A 17,255-nucleotide genomic window follows, 5' to 3' on the forward strand; every position below is an offset into this window, starting at 1 on the left:
CAGGTTTTTTGACGGGGTTAAAATGCCACCAAAATCGTATCGGCCGCTCCCTTCCGAACGCAGTCTATCGCCAATTCGTTTCTATCCCACAGGGGGCGTGCAGCGCCGAGATCAGTTTTTTAGAAGGAGCGCTCACCAAGGCGGGATTGCTGAGCGCAAAGCGATGATCGACCGCGAGCATGATCTGTCGATCACCAGGCAGGCGGAAGTTCTGCAGATCAGCCGCGGCAGCGTTTATTACCTGCCGCGGCCGGTGCCGGACTCCGATCTTGCGATCATGCGATGTCTCGATCGGCTGCATCTGGAGTTTCCCTTCGCCGGTTCGCGAATGTTGAGAGGCCTGCTGGCTGCCGAGGGGTGCAAGATCGGCCGCCGGCATGTGAAGACGCTGATGCGGCGGATGGGGATAGAGGCGCTCTATCGCCGTCCGCGCACAACAAAGCCCGAACCCGGCCACAAGATCCATCCATACCTGCTGCGCGGCATGGAGATCACGCGACCGAACCAGGTCTGGGCGATGGATATCACCTACATCCCGATGGAGCGCGGTTTTGTCTACCTCGCGGTCGTTCTCGATTGGGCGACCCGTCGGGTTCTCTCGTGGCGGTTGTCGATCACGATGGAAGCAGCCTTGCGTCGAGGCGCTGGAGGATGCCTTGTTTCGTCACGGCAAGCCGGACATCTTCAACACCGATCAAGGTTCGCAGTTCACCGGGCAGGCTTTTACCGGCGTGCTGGCCGGCAACGGCATCGCGATCAGCATGGACGGCAAGGGCGCATGGCGGGACAACGTGTTTGTTGAACGGCTCTGGCGCAGCATCAAATACGAGGAGGTGTACCTGCGGGCCTACGACAGCGTCACCGAGGCACGCAGCTCGATCGGCCGATATCTCGACTTCTATAACAGCAGGCGTCCCCATTCGAGTCTTGACGGCGGCACGCCGGATCAAGCCTACTTCACCCCGCTGTCACTCCGCATGGCAGCCTAACCCCGGCAGAGGCTCCACCTATCGACGCGGAAACCCTGTTCAGAAAACCGGAACCAGCTCTCCGCTCACCACGCATACCGTGCGACGCCCTTGCTGGTATAGCTTTGGGAGACACCGGAGAATTCGCCTTCGAAAGTGGCGGCAAGCGAAAGGCCGCCGATCCATTTTATTTCGGCGGACGCGGTGGCCAGCGCTGCCTCGCCGGCCTGTCCGGCGCCATTGACGACGAACGACGCACCGGGCAGCGTTTGAAACGTCGCGCCGATGGCGCGACCGGTGGTGAAGTCGTGTGCCCATGCGACGCGGCCGCGCAGCGTCAGGATGGCATCGGTCAGCACATACGATTTGTCGGCGCGAATACCAAGTTCGCTGCGGGGGGCGGTCGCGGTTTTCGCGCCGTAGGTCAACGCGAATGTGTTGGTGCCGCTGACGGCCTGCTCGGCATAAGCGGGCAATGCGTAAGTGGTGAATTGTCCGCCGGCATAGGGCGTGATCCCGATCGATGACGTTGCAAAGCGATAGCCGCCTTCCAAACGGCCGGAGAACGCGTTGGCGTTAAACTTCGCGCGCAACTGATCGGCGCCGGCAACGGAGACAGTTCGGTCAGTTGTGACATTCTGCCAGCCATAGGCCAGGGCAGCGACCATGTAAGCCGGACCCAGCGTGTGGCGAACGAATAAGCCGGCTTGGAACAGATCGGAATGACCCGTGCCCCCATTCGAGACGCTGAAATTGGTGCCACCGCCGGCTAAGGCAAAGCCTGCCAGCGTCGACGGCAAGAGCAGATAGTCGGCACCTGCAGCCATGCCGTAAACACGGCCGGTCGCGCCGCTCGAGCCGAGCGCGGTATCGCCATTGGTAGTTCGGGAGCCGCCGAAACCAGCACCCCAGACGCTCCAACGCCGATCGAAGCTGGCCGCCGGCGGCGCTTTGCCGGGCATCATAGCAAAGGTCGGCGAAGCACTGGACGCACCGGTTTCGTCAGCGAATTGCAAGGGCGCCGATGGCCCAACTGCTTCGCCGCCTCTACTCATAGTAGGATCGGTCATTGCCCCCAGAAACAGACCCATCGCGTCAAATGTCGTCTGCTGCGAGCCGGTGGCCAGTTCGCCGGAGACCTGCGTCAGGCCGGCTGGCGTCAGCGACCCGAACACCGCCGGAATGCCGCCGGTCGTATTGAAGAAATTTGTCAGCGAATTGGCGACATTCTGCTGATTGATGCTCAGACCGCTATATTGCAATGCGAGGTCCAGATTGAGATAGGCGTTGTTTGCGTCGTAGCTCAAGCTCGACCTGAAACCGGATGGCAGGTTGGTGTTGACCACCACCGAACCGAACGTGCCGCTGACGCCGCTGGTAGCGTTCAAGATCGTGTACTGTTTAACGACGTAACTACCCGGAGCGAACGACGCATTCACCGTGGCGCCGCCGAGCGTCGCGGTGCCCGTTACATTGGTGAGGTCGGCCGCGGTCGGCGAGACCTCCACGAGGTAGTGTGCAGCCGAAGCGAACGCGAGGTTGCCCTGCACCGTCAGTGTGCCGATCGAATTGCCAGGCGACAGCGTGCCACCATTGACGGTGGTGCTGCCGACTGTGCCGGTGCCGCCGAGGACACCACTGCCCGACACCATCACCGCAGAACCGGCGAGCGAACCGTTCACGGCCAGCCGGCCGCCCGTGACGTTGGTGGCACCGGTGAAGCCGCTGGAATCGGCGGTGAGGATCGTGGTGCCGGCGATCTGATTGATCGTGCCCACGCCGCTGATGGCGGGTGCGAAGGCGTAGTTGGCGCTGGTGTGGTTGAAGGTGATAGACCCTGCGCCAAGACCGAAAGCGATAGATGGCGCGTTGAGTGTTCCTGGCGCGGCGGCGGCGCTTGCCGCGTCGGCTCCGATGTTGAACGTACCGACCGACCCGGCTTGCGTTGCGATGAACAGACCGGAGAGTGCTGTCACATTGCCGCCGTTCGAGATCGACAACGATCCGGTTCCGGCGTCGCCGACATAAATGCCGCCTCCGTTGCTCAGGCTTGATCCAGATCCATCCACGATCACCGCACCGATTCCACCGACGCCTGCGCCGATCTGGGCGATGCCGCTGCCCCCAAGTGCGGTTGCGCCGTTGGAGATCGCCAACGATCCCGTACCCACGCCACCGACGACAAGATTGAGACTGTTGGTCCAGGTCGAACCGACACCGTCGACGGTTACATGGCCAACGCTGCCCGCAACAGCGCCAATAACCCCGATAGTATTGGTGATCTTGCCCGCATTGGAAATCGTCAGCGTACCGTTTCCCGCGTCGCCGATGCCGAGAAAATTGTTGGTCCAAATGGAGCCCGTGCCGTTCACGGTCGCGCTCCCGCTTGCGCCCGCGAACTGGCCGAGATCACCGTTCATGTCGTTGACAGCACCTCCGTTCGAAACAAGAAGTGAGCCCGTGCCGTACTGACCTATAATCAGGTTGCCGGCGCCGGTAGACCAACTCGAACCGATCCCGGTCACGGTGACGGTGCCGGTGGAGTTGGCAAGGGCACCAACCGTGCCACCGACGCTGCTGACCGCGCCGCCATTCGAGATGGCGAGCGAGCCGCTGCCAGCGTTGGCGACATTGATGCCGCCGGTGGTCGCCCAAGTCGAACTGGCGCCGGTCACCGTCACCACACCAGTCCCGCCAGCCGCAACACCTAAAGTACCGTCGTTCGTGATGACGACACCCCCGTTCGAAATCGTCATGGTGCCGGCGCCGCCGACGCCGACGAACAGGAAAGCGGGAGTCGTCCACGACGACCCCGCGCCGTCGACCGTAACGGTGCCACTCGATCCCGCGGCCTGGCCCAGGGTGCCACCGCCATTGCTGCTGCTGATCTGGCCGCCATTCGAAACCAGAAGCGAGCCGGTGCCGTTTGCACCAATGGTCAAATCGAAAGCGCCGAAGGACCAGGCTGAACCGGCGCCCGTCACCGTGACCGCGCCGTGGGCACCGGCGAGGTCGCCGATCGCACCGCCGCTGCTGACGACAAACGAATTGCTCGCGACGGTCAACGTGCCGGTGCCGGTAAAGCCGACGTTGACCGCACCCGTTGTCGATACTCCAGAATGACCGGTGAGGCTCACGGTGCCGGTGCCGCCGGCAACGCCAATGAGGACGCCGGCGGTCGTCGCCTGGCCTTGATTCGAAAGAGTCAACGTGCCGGTACCCTGGGTGCCGACGGTCAGGGTCGACGTATTCGTCCAGGTCGATCCCAGACCATCCACGGTCGCCGTGCCGGTGCCGCCGGCATTCTGGCCGACGATTCCGCCTGCATCGCTGACCGCCCCGCCGCTCGAAACCAGGAGCGTGCCGGCTCCGTAATTTCCGATGATGACCTGATTGCCAACGCCCGTCGTGGTCATGGTCGAACCGGATCCCGTCACGGTCATCGTGCCGGTCGAGCCGGCAAGATCGCCGGCAGTGACACTGACGCTGCTGAGGGCCCCGCCGCCGGAAATGGTCAGCGCGCCCGTGCCGGACTGACCAACAGTCAGGAAGCCGCTGGTGGCGGAGACGGTGTTGATGACCGTGGCATTTGGCGTGACCGTATCGATGACAACGGTAGACGCCCCTGTTGGTATCGTGCTCGGGCTCCAGTTGCCGGTCGTAAACCAATCGGTGGAACTCGCTCCGGTCCATGTCTCGGCTTGCGCCGACGAAAACAGCGGCATTCCTGCGAGGGCCGTGCCGGCGAGCAGCAGCGCAGGGATTCTCGCCGCTCGAACCGATGGCGAGCGGCGATATCTTGTCTTCGTCATAGCAATGATTTCCAAGATTTATTCTGGCGGAGAACGATGAGCCGAGCCCCGGTCGCGTCGCGAGCAGCAGACGGGAAAAGACTAGCGGGCCGACTCGGCACAGCGCTTGGTCTGAATGACGTGATGAGTTGGGCTAGGCGGCAAAGAAGGCCATCGCCGAGCCGATGTTGCCGATCGGCAACTGTACTGACCTGGTCAATCCGACCCGCGCCAGGTGGCGGACACCTAACGACCAGGCTTCGAGAGCGCTCTCAGCCCGCGGCATCGTCAGGCCGGCGGGCCGCAGCGCGTATATCGGATGGGGTCACACGGTAACGCCGCCGAAACGCATGATTGAAATAGGACAGATCCCCGAACCCCGCTTCGAAGGCGATGGTGCTGATCATGTAGCCGGCAAAGCGCGGATCAACGAGGCAACGATGGACCCTGGCGAGGCGCTGACCGAGCACGAAATCGGTGAACGTCGTCTCCTCGCTCTGGAAGAGCGTCCTGATGTAGCGCGGCGATATACCGTGCCGCGCGGCAAGGGCTTCGATCGACAGATCGTGCCGGGTGAGATTGGCAAGGATATCAGCTTTGACCGCGAGCAGCCGCGCGACGCGAACGCCGCGCCCCTTGGCAACTTCGGTGGCGTCCCGTGTTGCTCCAAGTGCCAGCGCCACAAGATCCTGCACGTGCGAACTTGTCGCCGCCTGCAACTCCAACGACATGCAACTAAACTCGTGTTGCAGTAACCTGACGTAGTCGGTCAAAAGCCGAAGCGCCTGGTTGTCACGCGAGATCAGCTGCATCAGGACATCGTCTATATTTGCAACGACCTGCGTGAGGACGGTTCGCGACATGGCAATCGTGAGAAAATCGATCGACGAGTTGTAAAGCGCGCCTCCGGGCACAGCGTTCGACCACAAAACAGCTTCCGACTTCTGAAACGAAACTTCTCGGTTTCCTTGATGCGTAACGGCTTGTCCGTTGAGAAGAATGCCGAGCACAAGGTCGTCGCTACCGTCGGCGGCGAGGGCCCGTGTCCGGGCAATCCGGTTAGGAGAACTGGACACCGATGCGACCGTCAGGTTCGGCATTGCATAGATCTGGGCTTCGCTTCGAAACGGCCCGCTGCCGATCGACTCCATTTCCATCTTGACGACGGTGCGCCCAAAAACTTCCCGCCACACCGAAAGCCGGTCACGCTCTGGCAACTCGTCGGTCGAAAAGCGGAAAAATCCCGCACCCTCTTGCACAGCAGCCCCTCCGGCCGCGTCTTTAGCGACATCGAGGCAAGGTACCGAGAAGAAGCAGACGGCCGCTTGGGCTGAATGGACATATCGTCTTGGGCTGTGAGGAACAGCCGAACTCAACTGCATCAGCCTGTGGCTGGTTTGGTCGGCGGCGTTCTGCTATCCGTCGTTGCGCCGGGCCGCGGCCCGTACGTCGGATGGGGTCGCTCCATAGCGTCGGCGAAAGCGGTGATTGAAATAGGAAAGATCGCCAAAACCAGCTTCGAACGCAATCGCACTAATCAGACGATCGCCGTATCGTGGATCGACCAGGAGTGCATGGGCGCGGGCCAGCCTTTGGCTCAGCACGAAATCTGTGAAGGTCGTTTCCTCGCTCTGAAAGAGCGAACGGATATAGCGCGGAGAAAGGCCGTGGCGCGCGGCGATCGCGTCAAGCGAAAGCCAGCTTGAGGCAGCGTTGGCGACTGCGTCCGCCTTGATTGCATGCAGACGCGCAATTCGTACCCCGCGACCGGTCGCGGTCTCGGCAGCGTCCCGGGTGGCGCCTAGGGCAAGAGCTGCGAGGTCATGGATATGGTCGGCCGCGCTCCGCTGCAGAATGGGGGACGATCGCGTCAGTTCGCTGCCGACAATCCGCAGGTAAGACGTCAGCAGCCGCAATGCCGGATTGTTCACCGACATCGGCCGCAGGAGGAAAGCGTCAGCATCCGCAAGCTGCGGAGCGAGCCTCTTTCGCTCGAAACGAAGGTTGATGAGTTGCGTAGGCGTATGTCCGGCAAAGCTTCCTGGCTCGTCGTTCGCCGTCAAGATCGCTTGGCCATTGCTGATAGTCGCTTGTCTGCCAAGTTGCCCGGCCGTACCGACGCCCTCCTGCAGAATAACGAAAACTAGATCATCGTTGTCGATCAATTCTCGGGTGAGCCGATTGCGCATGGGAGAGAGAGAACCGGATGCAGTGCCGAGCCCCGGCAATGCCTGCAATGTCATGTCGACATCGAATTCGGTACCACGTTCGGGCTCGATCTCGATCTTGAGAAGCTTTCGCCCGAAGATTTCGCGAAATGCCTCGAGCCGCTGCGCCGCCGGCAATACACCGGTGGCAATTCGAAGAGTGTCCATCCCGATCCCCAAAGAGGCGTTCCAGCGATCAATAAGCAAATAGCTTGCCGCTGATCCCGCAGCAGGGAAATCGTCGGACGGATCTGCTGCGACCCAAGCACGATCCGAGACGACTTCTTTTCAGTTATATCGTCGCCTCGATTCTGTACACAACGATGAATAACTCGCGTACACGCTGCGGGTGCTCAGGCATTTGTGGACCGTATTGAAGTAGCCGATGACGCCATACGCATCATCGGCGACAAAGCGACCTTCATACAGGCGGTCGCTGGCTGAGCTTCGCGGCAGGGGCGTTCATGGTTTTGTATGGAAGTGGCGCGCCATTCAGAACAGAACAGCGACCTTATATGTGATTGAAATCGCTTTATAATTTCTTAGACTGAAATAGTGGCGCCACAGCTAGCCAAGGTTGCAGGCAAGGGCCGTTCTGGTCCGAATTCTAGAAGTTTATGCAGACCGTTTTGTACCGGGCGCATGCAACACTACATTGAAGGTAGCGCTGTTCTCAGGCCCGGCTTTGAGATGTTGACGGCAATAGGCCCCCGGAAGCACCTCTATGGTGGCCCCTCGCACTGGATGCGGCGCTGGGCAGGCGGTTTCCCGATCTACGTCAATGAGGCCTGTGGCGCGCACATCCGTGACATCGATGACGCGACTACGTCGATTTTTGCCTCGGAACAGCCCGGCCCCGCAGGGACGACGCCCTGAGTCCCAGCTAGTACCCGGAATCAGAGCTGAGTGATACGGCGGGCTTTGAAACGGCGTTGGCGGACCTTTTTCTTGGTCCAGACGAAAGGCTTGGCTTTGTCGTTGTACGCGTTGACGTAGGCATCGATGCGTTCCTGAAGCTGGTTGAGGCTTGTGAAGGAGGTGCCGCTGGGTGACTGACCCTGCAAGATCGAAAACCATACCTCGACCTGATTGAGCCAGGACGCACTTGTCGGCGTGAAATGTACGTCGGGATGAGCTTTGAGCCAGGGCTCGATCTTTCTTATAAGTGTTGAGGTTGTCGAGGATGACGTGAAGCTTTCGGCCCGGAAAGGCCGCGATGACGCTGTTCATGAAGTCGAGAAACTCGACACGGCGACGGCGTTTTGAATGCGTTGCGACGCCGCGAGCAGCGTTGTCGTGCCATGCCGCTTTTAATCGTGGCTCTGGCCGGTCAAAGCGCGGCCATGAGGCAGTTTCAGATAGCCCTGCGCTCGCTCCAAGGCCTGGATCGAGGGCTTCTCGTCCACGCATAGCACGATGGCATTCGCGAGCGTGGCGACGTAGACGCCGACAACATCGGCGGCTTTGGCGGTAAAGTTTGGGTCGTTGCTCTCGCACCATGGCTGCGCAGGAACCGCCAGACATCTTGGACGTCAACATCGCCCAGTGCCTCGGCCAGCAGAGGGCCCGTCCAGCGTGCAAACCCTGCGGGGCTGCCTTACCCAGCAGTTTCAGAATCCGCTTATCGGTCGTCTACGTATAAATCGGTTGTTTGCCAGGCCGCGGCTTGTCTTGCAGCCCTTCAAAGCCATGGCCGGCATAGCGACGTCGCCAAAGGCTCACAATCCGCGGCTGGACCCCAACTTCCTTCGCGATCGATCGGGTGCTGCGCCCGTCCGCCGCTAACAGAACGATCCGCGCCCGCTTCAAATCACGCTGCAATGTCACCGGTGAGCGACAACACGCCTCAAGCACCTTGCGATCTTTCCCCGAAAAGTGGACTTCTCTTGCTTCGGGTATCATCCAGACCTTGAATCACGACTCACGATCCAAGAAAAGTGCGTACTAGTGATCTTGTTCATTAGGAATTTAGCTCCACTGCCAGCATTCTCGTCTGTTCTGTCGCATCCACAGCTTATCTTGAGATAGGAGGGGCCGCCGTACTTCGGCGGCAGTCCGTAGCTATTGCGACGTCATCTTTTGCAACAACTTCTCGACGTTTTCGAAAAAGCGCTGCTCGAACGCGCCTTCGGCATGGCACCCTATGGTCACAATTCTCATAGCGTACGATCTCGGCTTTCGGGGGTCGTGTTCGCCAAGAGGACATCATGGCCCTCGAGCAGAGCAGCTTCGCACGCTGGGTCAGCTTGGATGATCTTGGTTGGACATCGGAATTCTCGGTCGGTCGCGATATCCGCAAGGAGTTGGCCAGAACTTATCCCAGCAATGGTTATCCTGTGGCTGTAACGCGGAAGCGAAGCTCAGCAGATGTCGCCCGGAAAAGTGATCGCTGGCAACTCCGTCCGCAGGAGACGGCAAGGTTGAGACGAATTCGAGATAGCTTTGCAGCGACGCTCCCTTGCTGCAGCTTGGACTGCTGAGCGCTGACGTCGGCCTCTTGATTGAAGAGCGCGCCGCGCTTTTTGCAAGCCTCAGCCAACCCCCGAGTGAACTTGTGAATATCACCCGTCGAATCCCAATCGGTGAAGAAACCACGAATCGGTCGAGAAAGCCACGGTGCCTCGACGATTTGAACCTGCGGCCATGTGATCGGTCGCGGGCAGGCGGGGAAGGGCGGCCGTCTGTTTAGTCATTGTCGGATGACACTATCTCTTTAGGATCGAATTGGACATCGGTTGCTGGAGCCAGCTCAAACTTGCCCAAGACGGATTGGACCGAGAGTTCCGGTTTCTACGTCAGTTAGACTGTACGTGCGCATGCCCCGATCTGCACATCTTTTCACGGGCCACCTTGCTCGTCGACGAAGTCGACAGTTTCTTCGACCTCGGGCGGCCTTAGCGCAGTTCAAATACCTTTGGCAGTCGCTCTGCGTGTCGTCACAGGAGCAATCCCTGGCGAAGCGCGAGCGCCACGGCGTGAGACAGGGTCAACGCTCCGAGATTTCGTCTCGCATTGTCCAGATGAAACTTCACGCCACGAGGGGTAACTCCGAGAAGGTCGGCAATGTCCTGCATCGTCTTGCCGTCAGATATCCACGCAAGACACTGCCGTTCACGCTGAGTCAGCAAACGCCCCTCCTGGCTGTTCGGGGCTGCCCGTCCAATCCTGGCACTTACATGCGCATGGAAGTTGAGACTTACAGTCTTTAAGACATCCTCAGAGGTCTCGATAAAGCGGTCGAGTCCGAAGCTGCGGTCGTCCACCGCCAGTGTGAATGCCGCGAATTGGTTTTGACCCGCAGGAATGCGAACTGTGAGGCCAGTTCTGATCTTGAAGCTGAGCGCATCGTCAAACAAGCGGCGCTCTTTCGCCGACTTAGCGCTCCGCGCATCACGTCCATCCCACAGAAACATCCCGCTTGAGCCCCGTGATTTCTGCAGAACGGGATCGATGTCTTGGTATCCTTCGTCGAAGTAGTGGCTGGTCCAGCTTTTCGGGTAGGAGGAGATCAGATTGGGTCCGTTCGCGCGGCGGCCAAAATAGGCAAACCACCGGAACCCCAATGAGTGCGCGGTTCGTTCCGCAACGCGCCGAAAATCATCTTCGGTGAGGGCGGAGTGAAGACAATCGACAAACTCATTGCACGCTCTTTCAACATTTTTCATTGCGCCCCTTTTTAGAACTATTCTGACTTCTCCAACGCGACAGCCGCAAGACCTTCTCGCGCTGCGTGTGGGGCGTGTATTGCGGGGTTGCGGCAACTTTGGGGCAGAAGGGATTCCAAAGCGCCCTGTCAGAACTGACAGCGCAAGGCTGTGACCGCGACTGCTTTCTTGATCTCGAAGCTGTGATTCGTAAGTTTGAGGTTAAGAATGAGGGTCATTGTTCGCACGCGTGCGGCGCTGCTGCAGGATTCTGAACTGGCAATGGGAATGCACCGCCTGCGAGGGCGCGTGTTCAAGGAACGGCTCGACTGGGACGTCTCTTTCTCCGACGGATTGGAGATCGATCACTACGACACATTTAACCCGACTTGTCTCCTGGTACTCCAGCAGAACGACGTTGTTGGTTGTGTTCGCCTGCTGCCCACCACAGGGCGCAACATGCTCGCGGACACGTTCCCGGTGTTGCTGGATGGCAACCCGGCGCCGAAGGCGACCACGATTTGGGAGAGCTCACGCTTTTGCGTTGACACAAAGACCGTCACGGCAACAGCAGAGAATGGTCTGCGCAAAGCGACATTCCTGTTGTTTGCAGCAATGATCGAATGGGGTCAGCAGCGCAATCTTCAGGCCATCGCAACCGTCACTGATCTGCGCATGGAACGCATCCTGCGCCGGGCCGGATGGCATCTCAATCGCCTCGGCACCCCTCGCCAAATCGGGGCGACCAAAGCCGTGGCTGGATTGTTGCCGATTACCGAGAAGGCTCTCGGCGCGATCCGAGCGACCGGGCAGATCTCAAGATGTGCAATTAACGCGCCGTCAAGCCTCGCGATCGCGGCCTAGCATCGAACATCTCAGCTGCTGACAGGAAGGCTTTCAACCATGGATCCAGCTGCATTCGCGGCTCTGGTCGAACGATGCGCCCCCACGGCAATGGTTCGGCCGCTGACGGCAATCGTCCGGCAGGCGAGCTCGTTCGAGCCGTTGCTGATCACGATTGAGGGGCGCAAGCCGATCCCGATCCAGGCGAGCGATCTCAACGAAGCCATCCAGCTCGCGACCGAGGCCATCGCCTCCGGTCAGAAGGTCCGAACGGGGCTCGCTCAACTTGATGCTGAGGAAACAAGGAAGGCCGGACTGACGGCTAGTACCACCTTCGATGCGTGCCAGCACATTGCCGGCCTTGGCAGATTGTTCGACGCACGACTGCAAGCGGCGAGCCTAAAACGCGCAGACCGCGATCAGGCGATTGCCGAGGTTGTCGCGAGCTTCGCGCCCAAGGCTTCCGGTCAAGTCTCGGAGCCTCGCGCCCAGCCGATGGCAACCAACAGTCGCGATGGCCCCACCGGCGATACGACAATCAATCCATCCCCAGCCTCTGCCAGCGAGCGCCGGCCCTGGGACGTCTATCGCTCGGGACTGGGCACGTCAGCCTTCGTCTATGAACGATGAGAAGCGCCGTTTTTCATCTCAACTCAATACCGCGGTCGGGGCTGGGGTCCGGCTGCGGTGCCAATCGGAGCCGTGCCATGACTTCTTCTCTTAAACACTCCGCTGCCCTCCTTTGCATGGGCGTCGTTCTCAGCATCGCGCTGGTCGAGCCTGCGTTTGCGCAGACAGCGAACATCGAAGGCGTGCTGCAAAACATCGTCAATATGCTGACCGGCAACGTCGCCCGCCTGCTGGCGACGCTGGCTGTCATCATCGTCGGCATCGCCTGGATGTTCGGTTACCTCGATCTGCGCAAGGCCGCCTATGTCGTGCTCGGTGTCGCCATCACCTTCGGCGCCTCCGAGGTGGTTTCGACATTGACTGGGGGGCATTGATGACCGAGGCCGCGCGTCTCACGGAGGACACCTTGTTCCTGGCCTGCACGCGCCCGGCCATGATTGCCGGCGTCACCATGGAAGCCATGGGGCTCAATGTGATGTTTTCCTGCATCATGTTTCTGGTGGCTGGCAGCATTCTCTACGGCTTGGTCGCGATTCCGATCCATGGTCTTTGCCGCATCATCTGCCGGCACGACCCCAACATGTTTCGGATTCTGCTTGCCTGGATCGAGACGCGCGGGCGCACGCGCAACGCGTCGTTCTGGGGCGGATCGTCCTGTACGCCGCTCAAGCTCGTTCGGCGATATCGAACAAGAGACCTCGGTTATGCGTAGCGCAACGCTTAAGACCCGAGAGATCGGGCCTGACGTCTACCTGCCGTTCGGCCGGCATGTCACGGATACGGTGATCAGTCTCACGACACGAGCGCTAATCACGGTGATCAGGCTTGACGGCACCTCGTTCGAGACCGCCGAGACGGCGGATCTGAACGACCTTCACGCCAAGCTGAACCTCACGCTGCGCAACGTGGCGGATCCACGGCTGGCGCTATGGACCCATCTGGTGCGCCGCCGGACGTCAGACTATCCGGCCGGTGCGTTCCGCTCGGCATTTGCGACCGCGCTTGATGCACAGTATCGCGACCGGCTTCGTAACGAGGCGCTCTTTCGCAACGATCTTTATCTGACGCTGGTCTGGCATCCCGGCCGCGCCACCACGGACGTCGCCACGGCGTTCTTCAAGCAGCTTGGCCGACGCGCTGCCCAATTCACCGAAGTCGACAGCGACGCCTTGAAGCGGCTTGAGGATGCCAGGCGCGACATGGTCGCGGCACTGGATCGTTACGGTGCCCACACCATGGGATTGGTTGAGCGCAACGGCGTCGTCTTTTCAGAACCCATGGAACTGCTCCACGCCATCACAAGCGGGGAGTGGCTGCCGGTCGCGTTGCCGCAAGGGCCGATCGGCCCCGCGCTCTATTCGAACCGTGTCATCTTCGGCCGCGAAGCCATCGAAATCCGGGGTGCCGGCGGATCGCGCTTCGCTGGCATGTTCGGGATCAAGGAATATCCGGCGTCCACCAGACCTGGGCTGTTGAACGCGCTGCTTTCCGCGCCATTCGAGATCATCCTCACGCAATCCTTCGCGTTTTTGTCAAAGGCCGACGCCAAGACGGTCCTGACGCGCAAGCAGAACCAGCTGGTCTCGGCTCAGGATCCGGCGGCCTCGCAAATCGACGAACTCGCTGACGCGCTCGACGATCTCGAATCCAATAGATTCGCGCTCGGCGATCATCACCTCTCGCTGCTGATTTACGCGGAGACGCCTTCCCAGCTACAGGAACATATGAGCGTGGCGCGGCGAGCACTGGCGGATGCCGGTAGCGTGGTCGCGCGCGAAGATCTTGGACTTGAAGCGGCGTATTGGGCGCAGCTGCCTGGCCTGTTCAAATATCGGGCACGAACTGGGGCGATCAGCTCCCGCAATTTCGCGGCGTTCTCCCCGTTTCACACCTACCCCGTCGGAAGGGCCGCCGACAACCATTGGGGGCCGGCGGTTGCGATGCTCAAGACCGCGTCAGGCTCGCCGTTCTACTTCTCGTTCCATCACAGCGACCTCGGCAACACCTTCATCTGCGGCCCGTCCGGGTCCGGCAAGACCGTCGTGCAGAACTTCCTGCTGTCCCAGGCCGAGCGGCTTGGCGCCACTTACGTCTTCTTCGACAAGGACCGTGGCGCCGAACTTTTCGTCCGCGCTGCCGGCGGGACCTATCTGACGCTCCACAACGGCCTTGCGACCGGCTGCGCACCGCTCAAGGCGCTGGACCTGACGCCAGCGAACCTGTCCTTCCTCGGCGCACTTATCCGGAAACTCGTCACACCGGAAAACCGGCCGCTGACGGTGACCGAGGAGGAGCGGATCGATTCCGGATTGAGAGCTCTTGGTCAACTGCGGCAGGCTGAACGATCGTTCGGGGCGCTGCGGGCCTTTCTCGGCCAGCAGGATCGGGAAGGCATTGGCGCCCGGTTGGAGCGATGGTGCCGCGGCGCGCCTTTCGGCTGGGTGCTCGACGGCGAGCAGGATGCCATCGGGTTGGAGGCCCGATTCATCGGCTTCGACATGACCGATCTCCTGGATCATCCGACCGTTCGCACGCCCTTGATGATGTATCTCTTCCATCGGGTCGAGCGGCTGATCGACGGTCGGCGCCTGATCATCGATATCGACGAATTCTGGAAGGCGCTCGGCGACGAGGCATTTCGGGATCTCGCCAACAACAAACTGAAAACCATCCGCAAGCAGAACGGCGTCATGGTGTTCGGCACGCAGTCGCCACGGGATGCGCTGGCCTCGCCGATCGCGCACACCATTGTCGAGCAATGCCCGACGCAGATCTTCCTGCCGAACGCGCGTGGGACGCGCTCGGACTACGTCGACGGCTTCCATCTGACGGACACTGAATTCCGCCTGATCAAGGAGGAGCTCGCGCCCGAAAGCCGGCGGTTCCTGGTCAAGCAAGGCCACAATTCGGTGGTGGCCGAACTTGATCTCGGCGGTTTCGACGACGCACTCACCGTGCTGTCGGGACGGACGGAAACGGTCGAGCTGCTCGATCGCATTCGCAGCGAGGTCGGCGACGATCCGGCCCAATGGCTGCCGGTATTTCACGCGGAGCGGAGGAAAGTCCGATGATGGTTCAGCGCATGGCGGCGATGCTTGCCTCCGCGTCAGTCGCGGCCCTCCTGATCGCGTCTCCGGCAGGAGCCGAGATTGTGTTCGACCCCAACGTCTTCGCGCGGCAATTCGAGCAACTGACGGAGCTGAAGAAGCAGGTCGATACCCTGACGTCGCAGCTCAAGGTGGCGCAGGACCAATTGAACCAGGCCAAGCAGCTCTATGACAGCTTCAACAAGCGGACCAACGCCAACGAGATCGGGTCGCTCTTGAACACACCGCAGTTCCGAAAAACTCTGCCCCAACAGTTCTCTGATATCGAACGTCTCGTCGCGGGGCAGGGTGGCGCCAACTTCGCCGACGCGATCGACCATTATCTGTCGCAGAACCGCGCATATGCTGGCAACAGCGGCAATTCGTATTACCAGAGCGAGCTCGACCGGATCGCGCGGCAGACCGGCGCCAAGCACTCCATGGGCCAGGCGGTCTACGACACTGCCTCGCAGCGCATCGATGCGCTGGAGGAACTCAGAACTCGCATCAGCAGTGCGACAGACGTCAAGGAGACCCTTGACTTGTCAGCCCGGCTGCAGGCCGAACAGGCGCTGCTCCAGAACGATGTGCTCCGGATGCAAGGCCTCGCGATGATCCAGCAGGCCCGTACGGACATGGACGGGCAGCGGGAACGCGAAAAACAGCGTCAACTGGTCGATGAAATGAAGGCGGCCCTGCAATGACGATCAAAGCATCCGTTCTGGTGGTCGCTGTTGCCGCTGCTCTTACGGGTTGTAACGTATCCGACAGGAGCCAGCAGACGAAGACCGTCAGTTGGTTTTTCGAGCACCGGGACGAGCTTCAAGCAACCCTCAAGGCGTGCCGCAATAACCCAGGCGAACGCGGGAACACGCCCGACTGCATCAACGCGAATGAAGCGCGTAACAAGCTCACCATCCAGGAGATGAAAGACGCCCTGAAGTAAGGACCGCCGCGATGGCCATAAACGTCTTTGACACTTTCCTGAAAGAATTCGAGCAACCGATTACGGCATTCGTGTCGACATCGGTTTCGAATCTCGCGTCGTACATCGACGGCCCGCTACGCGTCGCCGTGATGCTCTACGTCGTCCTCTACGGTTTTGCTGTGATGCGCGGCGCGATCTCTGAGCCGATCATGGAATTCGCCTGGCGGGCGATGCGGATCGTCGTCGTGGTTCTGCTCGCGACGAATTCGAGCGCGTTCCAGCAATATGTCACGGGTCTATTTTTTGACTCCTTGCCGAAGGAAATCGGCAATGCACTGGCGGGCTCCGGACTGAACACCAATTCCGGAGCGCCTTTCGATCAGCTTCTCTCAAAAGGTATCGACGTCGCCAACAGGATTTACGAACAAGCCGGTCTGACCAACATCGCGCCGGCGCTGATCGCCGCCATTCTCCTGGTCTTCGTGGCGGTTGGTTCCTTCCTGCAATTTGCCATCCTGCTCTACGCCAAGGTTGGTCTTGGCGTCGTGATCGCGCTCGGCCCTATCTTCATTGCCCTGGGGCTATTCGAGGCCACGCGGCCGTTCACAGAGGCCTGGCTTCGGCAGGTCGCGAATTTCGTGATCTTGTTGGTGCTGGTGGTCGCGCTGGTCGGGCTGATGCTAACGACCGTCAGCGGCTTCATCGACAGGTTCGCAGCCAATGCGGGGACAGCCGGCGAGATGGTGGTGGCCGCGGTCGCCATCAGCGCGGTGCTCGGCCTGTCGGGTTACATCTCGCTGCAACTGCCGATCATCGCCGGCGGTCTCGCCGGGGGAGGGGCATCGCTCGCAAGCCGGCTGGTCACAAGTCCCTTGATTGCCAATGCCACGGCGGCTGCGGGCGGCGCGTATGCCGGCGCACGCTGGTCGGCAAGCCGGGGTCTTGCTGCAGTCAGAGCCAGCCGGCAGGGCGGCAGTATGCGGCGGGTTCGATCCCAGAGCACTACGACAGCGTAAGCAAAGATCGCCGGCATCAGGCGACAAGAAAGACAGGGGCATCAGAACGATGTGGCGTCGACTATTCATTATTTGCGTCATCGCATGGCAGCTTGGCGGCTGCGCAAACTGGTCAAAGGGGCCGCCATCCTGTGATGGCCTG

The 17,255-nt window shown here is 60.6% G+C and carries 12 protein-coding genes and 2 pseudogenes; 9 read left to right on the plus strand and 5 right to left on the minus strand.

Annotated features, from left to right (window positions below; translation table 11 throughout):
• Positions 1-112: 112 nt before the first annotated feature.
• A pseudogene (locus tag QCM77_RS34480) lies at positions 113-989 on the plus strand (IS3 family transposase); the annotation flags it as partial.
• Positions 990-1,054: 65 nt separating this feature from the next.
• On the opposite strand, the gene QCM77_RS34485 reads toward QCM77_RS34480, so the two are convergent.
• The 5 genes and pseudogenes from QCM77_RS34485 to QCM77_RS34505 form a co-directional block, all read right to left on the minus strand.
• On the minus strand, positions 1,055-4,795 hold the full coding sequence (locus QCM77_RS34485; RefSeq protein ID WP_280095941.1) for an autotransporter domain-containing protein: 3,741 nt from the start codon (positions 4,793-4,795) through the stop codon (positions 1,055-1,057).
• A gap of 236 nt (positions 4,796-5,031) precedes the next feature.
• Positions 5,032-6,018 (minus strand): AraC family transcriptional regulator, encoded by a 987-nt coding sequence (locus QCM77_RS34490; RefSeq protein ID WP_279668787.1) that lies wholly within the window; start codon positions 6,016-6,018, stop codon positions 5,032-5,034.
• A 156-nt stretch (positions 6,019-6,174) separates the two neighbouring features.
• Entirely contained in the window at positions 6,175-7,134 is a 960-nt protein-coding gene (locus QCM77_RS34495; protein ID WP_279668786.1) for an AraC family transcriptional regulator, read from the minus strand.
• A gap of 728 nt (positions 7,135-7,862) precedes the next feature.
• A pseudogene (locus tag QCM77_RS34500) lies at positions 7,863-8,868 on the minus strand (IS630 family transposase).
• A gap of 1,034 nt (positions 8,869-9,902) precedes the next feature.
• A complete protein-coding gene (locus QCM77_RS34505; RefSeq protein ID WP_280095942.1) occupies positions 9,903-10,631 on the minus strand; it encodes an autoinducer binding domain-containing protein in 729 nt (242 codons plus the stop codon).
• 207 nt (positions 10,632-10,838) lie between these two features.
• Here QCM77_RS34505 and QCM77_RS34510 point away from each other — a divergent pair, with 207 nt between their 5' ends.
• The 8 genes from QCM77_RS34510 to QCM77_RS34545 all read left to right on the plus strand — a co-directional run bounded on the left by QCM77_RS34510 (position 10,839) and on the right by QCM77_RS34545 (position 17,113).
• On the plus strand, positions 10,839-11,474 hold the full coding sequence (locus QCM77_RS34510; RefSeq protein ID WP_280095943.1) for an acyl-homoserine-lactone synthase: 636 nt from the start codon (positions 10,839-10,841) through the stop codon (positions 11,472-11,474).
• A gap of 90 nt (positions 11,475-11,564) precedes the next feature.
• Positions 11,565-12,083: a lysozyme family protein gene (locus QCM77_RS34515; RefSeq protein WP_280095944.1), complete on the plus strand. Its 519-nt coding sequence runs from the start codon at positions 11,565-11,567 to the stop codon at positions 12,081-12,083.
• A 77-nt stretch (positions 12,084-12,160) separates the two neighbouring features.
• Complete coding sequence (locus tag QCM77_RS34520) at positions 12,161-12,457, plus strand: TrbC/VirB2 family protein (protein WP_280095945.1); 297 nt, start codon at positions 12,161-12,163, stop codon at positions 12,455-12,457.
• Positions 12,457-12,795 carry a VirB3 family type IV secretion system protein gene (locus QCM77_RS34525; RefSeq protein ID WP_280095946.1) on the plus strand — a complete coding sequence of 113 codons (339 nt, stop codon included), beginning with the start codon at positions 12,457-12,459 and terminating at the stop codon, positions 12,793-12,795. Before QCM77_RS34520 ends, QCM77_RS34525 begins: the two co-directional genes overlap by 1 nt.
• Positions 12,788-15,154, plus strand: coding sequence for a VirB4 family type IV secretion/conjugal transfer ATPase (locus tag QCM77_RS34530; protein ID WP_280095947.1), 2,367 nt, complete (start codon positions 12,788-12,790; stop codon positions 15,152-15,154). The genes QCM77_RS34525 and QCM77_RS34530 overlap by 8 nt, the downstream gene beginning before the upstream one ends.
• A complete protein-coding gene (locus QCM77_RS34535) occupies positions 15,151-15,873 on the plus strand; it encodes a TrbJ/VirB5 family protein (protein ID WP_511337221.1) in 723 nt (240 codons plus the stop codon). Before QCM77_RS34530 ends, QCM77_RS34535 begins: the two co-directional genes overlap by 4 nt.
• Positions 15,870-16,115, plus strand: a complete 246-nt coding sequence (locus QCM77_RS34540; protein WP_280095949.1) for an EexN family lipoprotein — start codon at positions 15,870-15,872, stop codon at positions 16,113-16,115. Before QCM77_RS34535 ends, QCM77_RS34540 begins: the two co-directional genes overlap by 4 nt.
• Positions 16,116-16,126: 11 nt before the next feature.
• Positions 16,127-17,113: a TrbL/VirB6 family protein gene (locus QCM77_RS34545; protein ID WP_280095950.1), complete on the plus strand. Its 987-nt coding sequence runs from the start codon at positions 16,127-16,129 to the stop codon at positions 17,111-17,113.
• Positions 17,114-17,255: the final 142 nt, after the last annotated feature.

It is taken from the genome of Bradyrhizobium nivariense (assembly GCF_029846695.2).
Classification (GTDB): Bacteria; Pseudomonadota; Alphaproteobacteria; order Rhizobiales; family Xanthobacteraceae; genus Bradyrhizobium.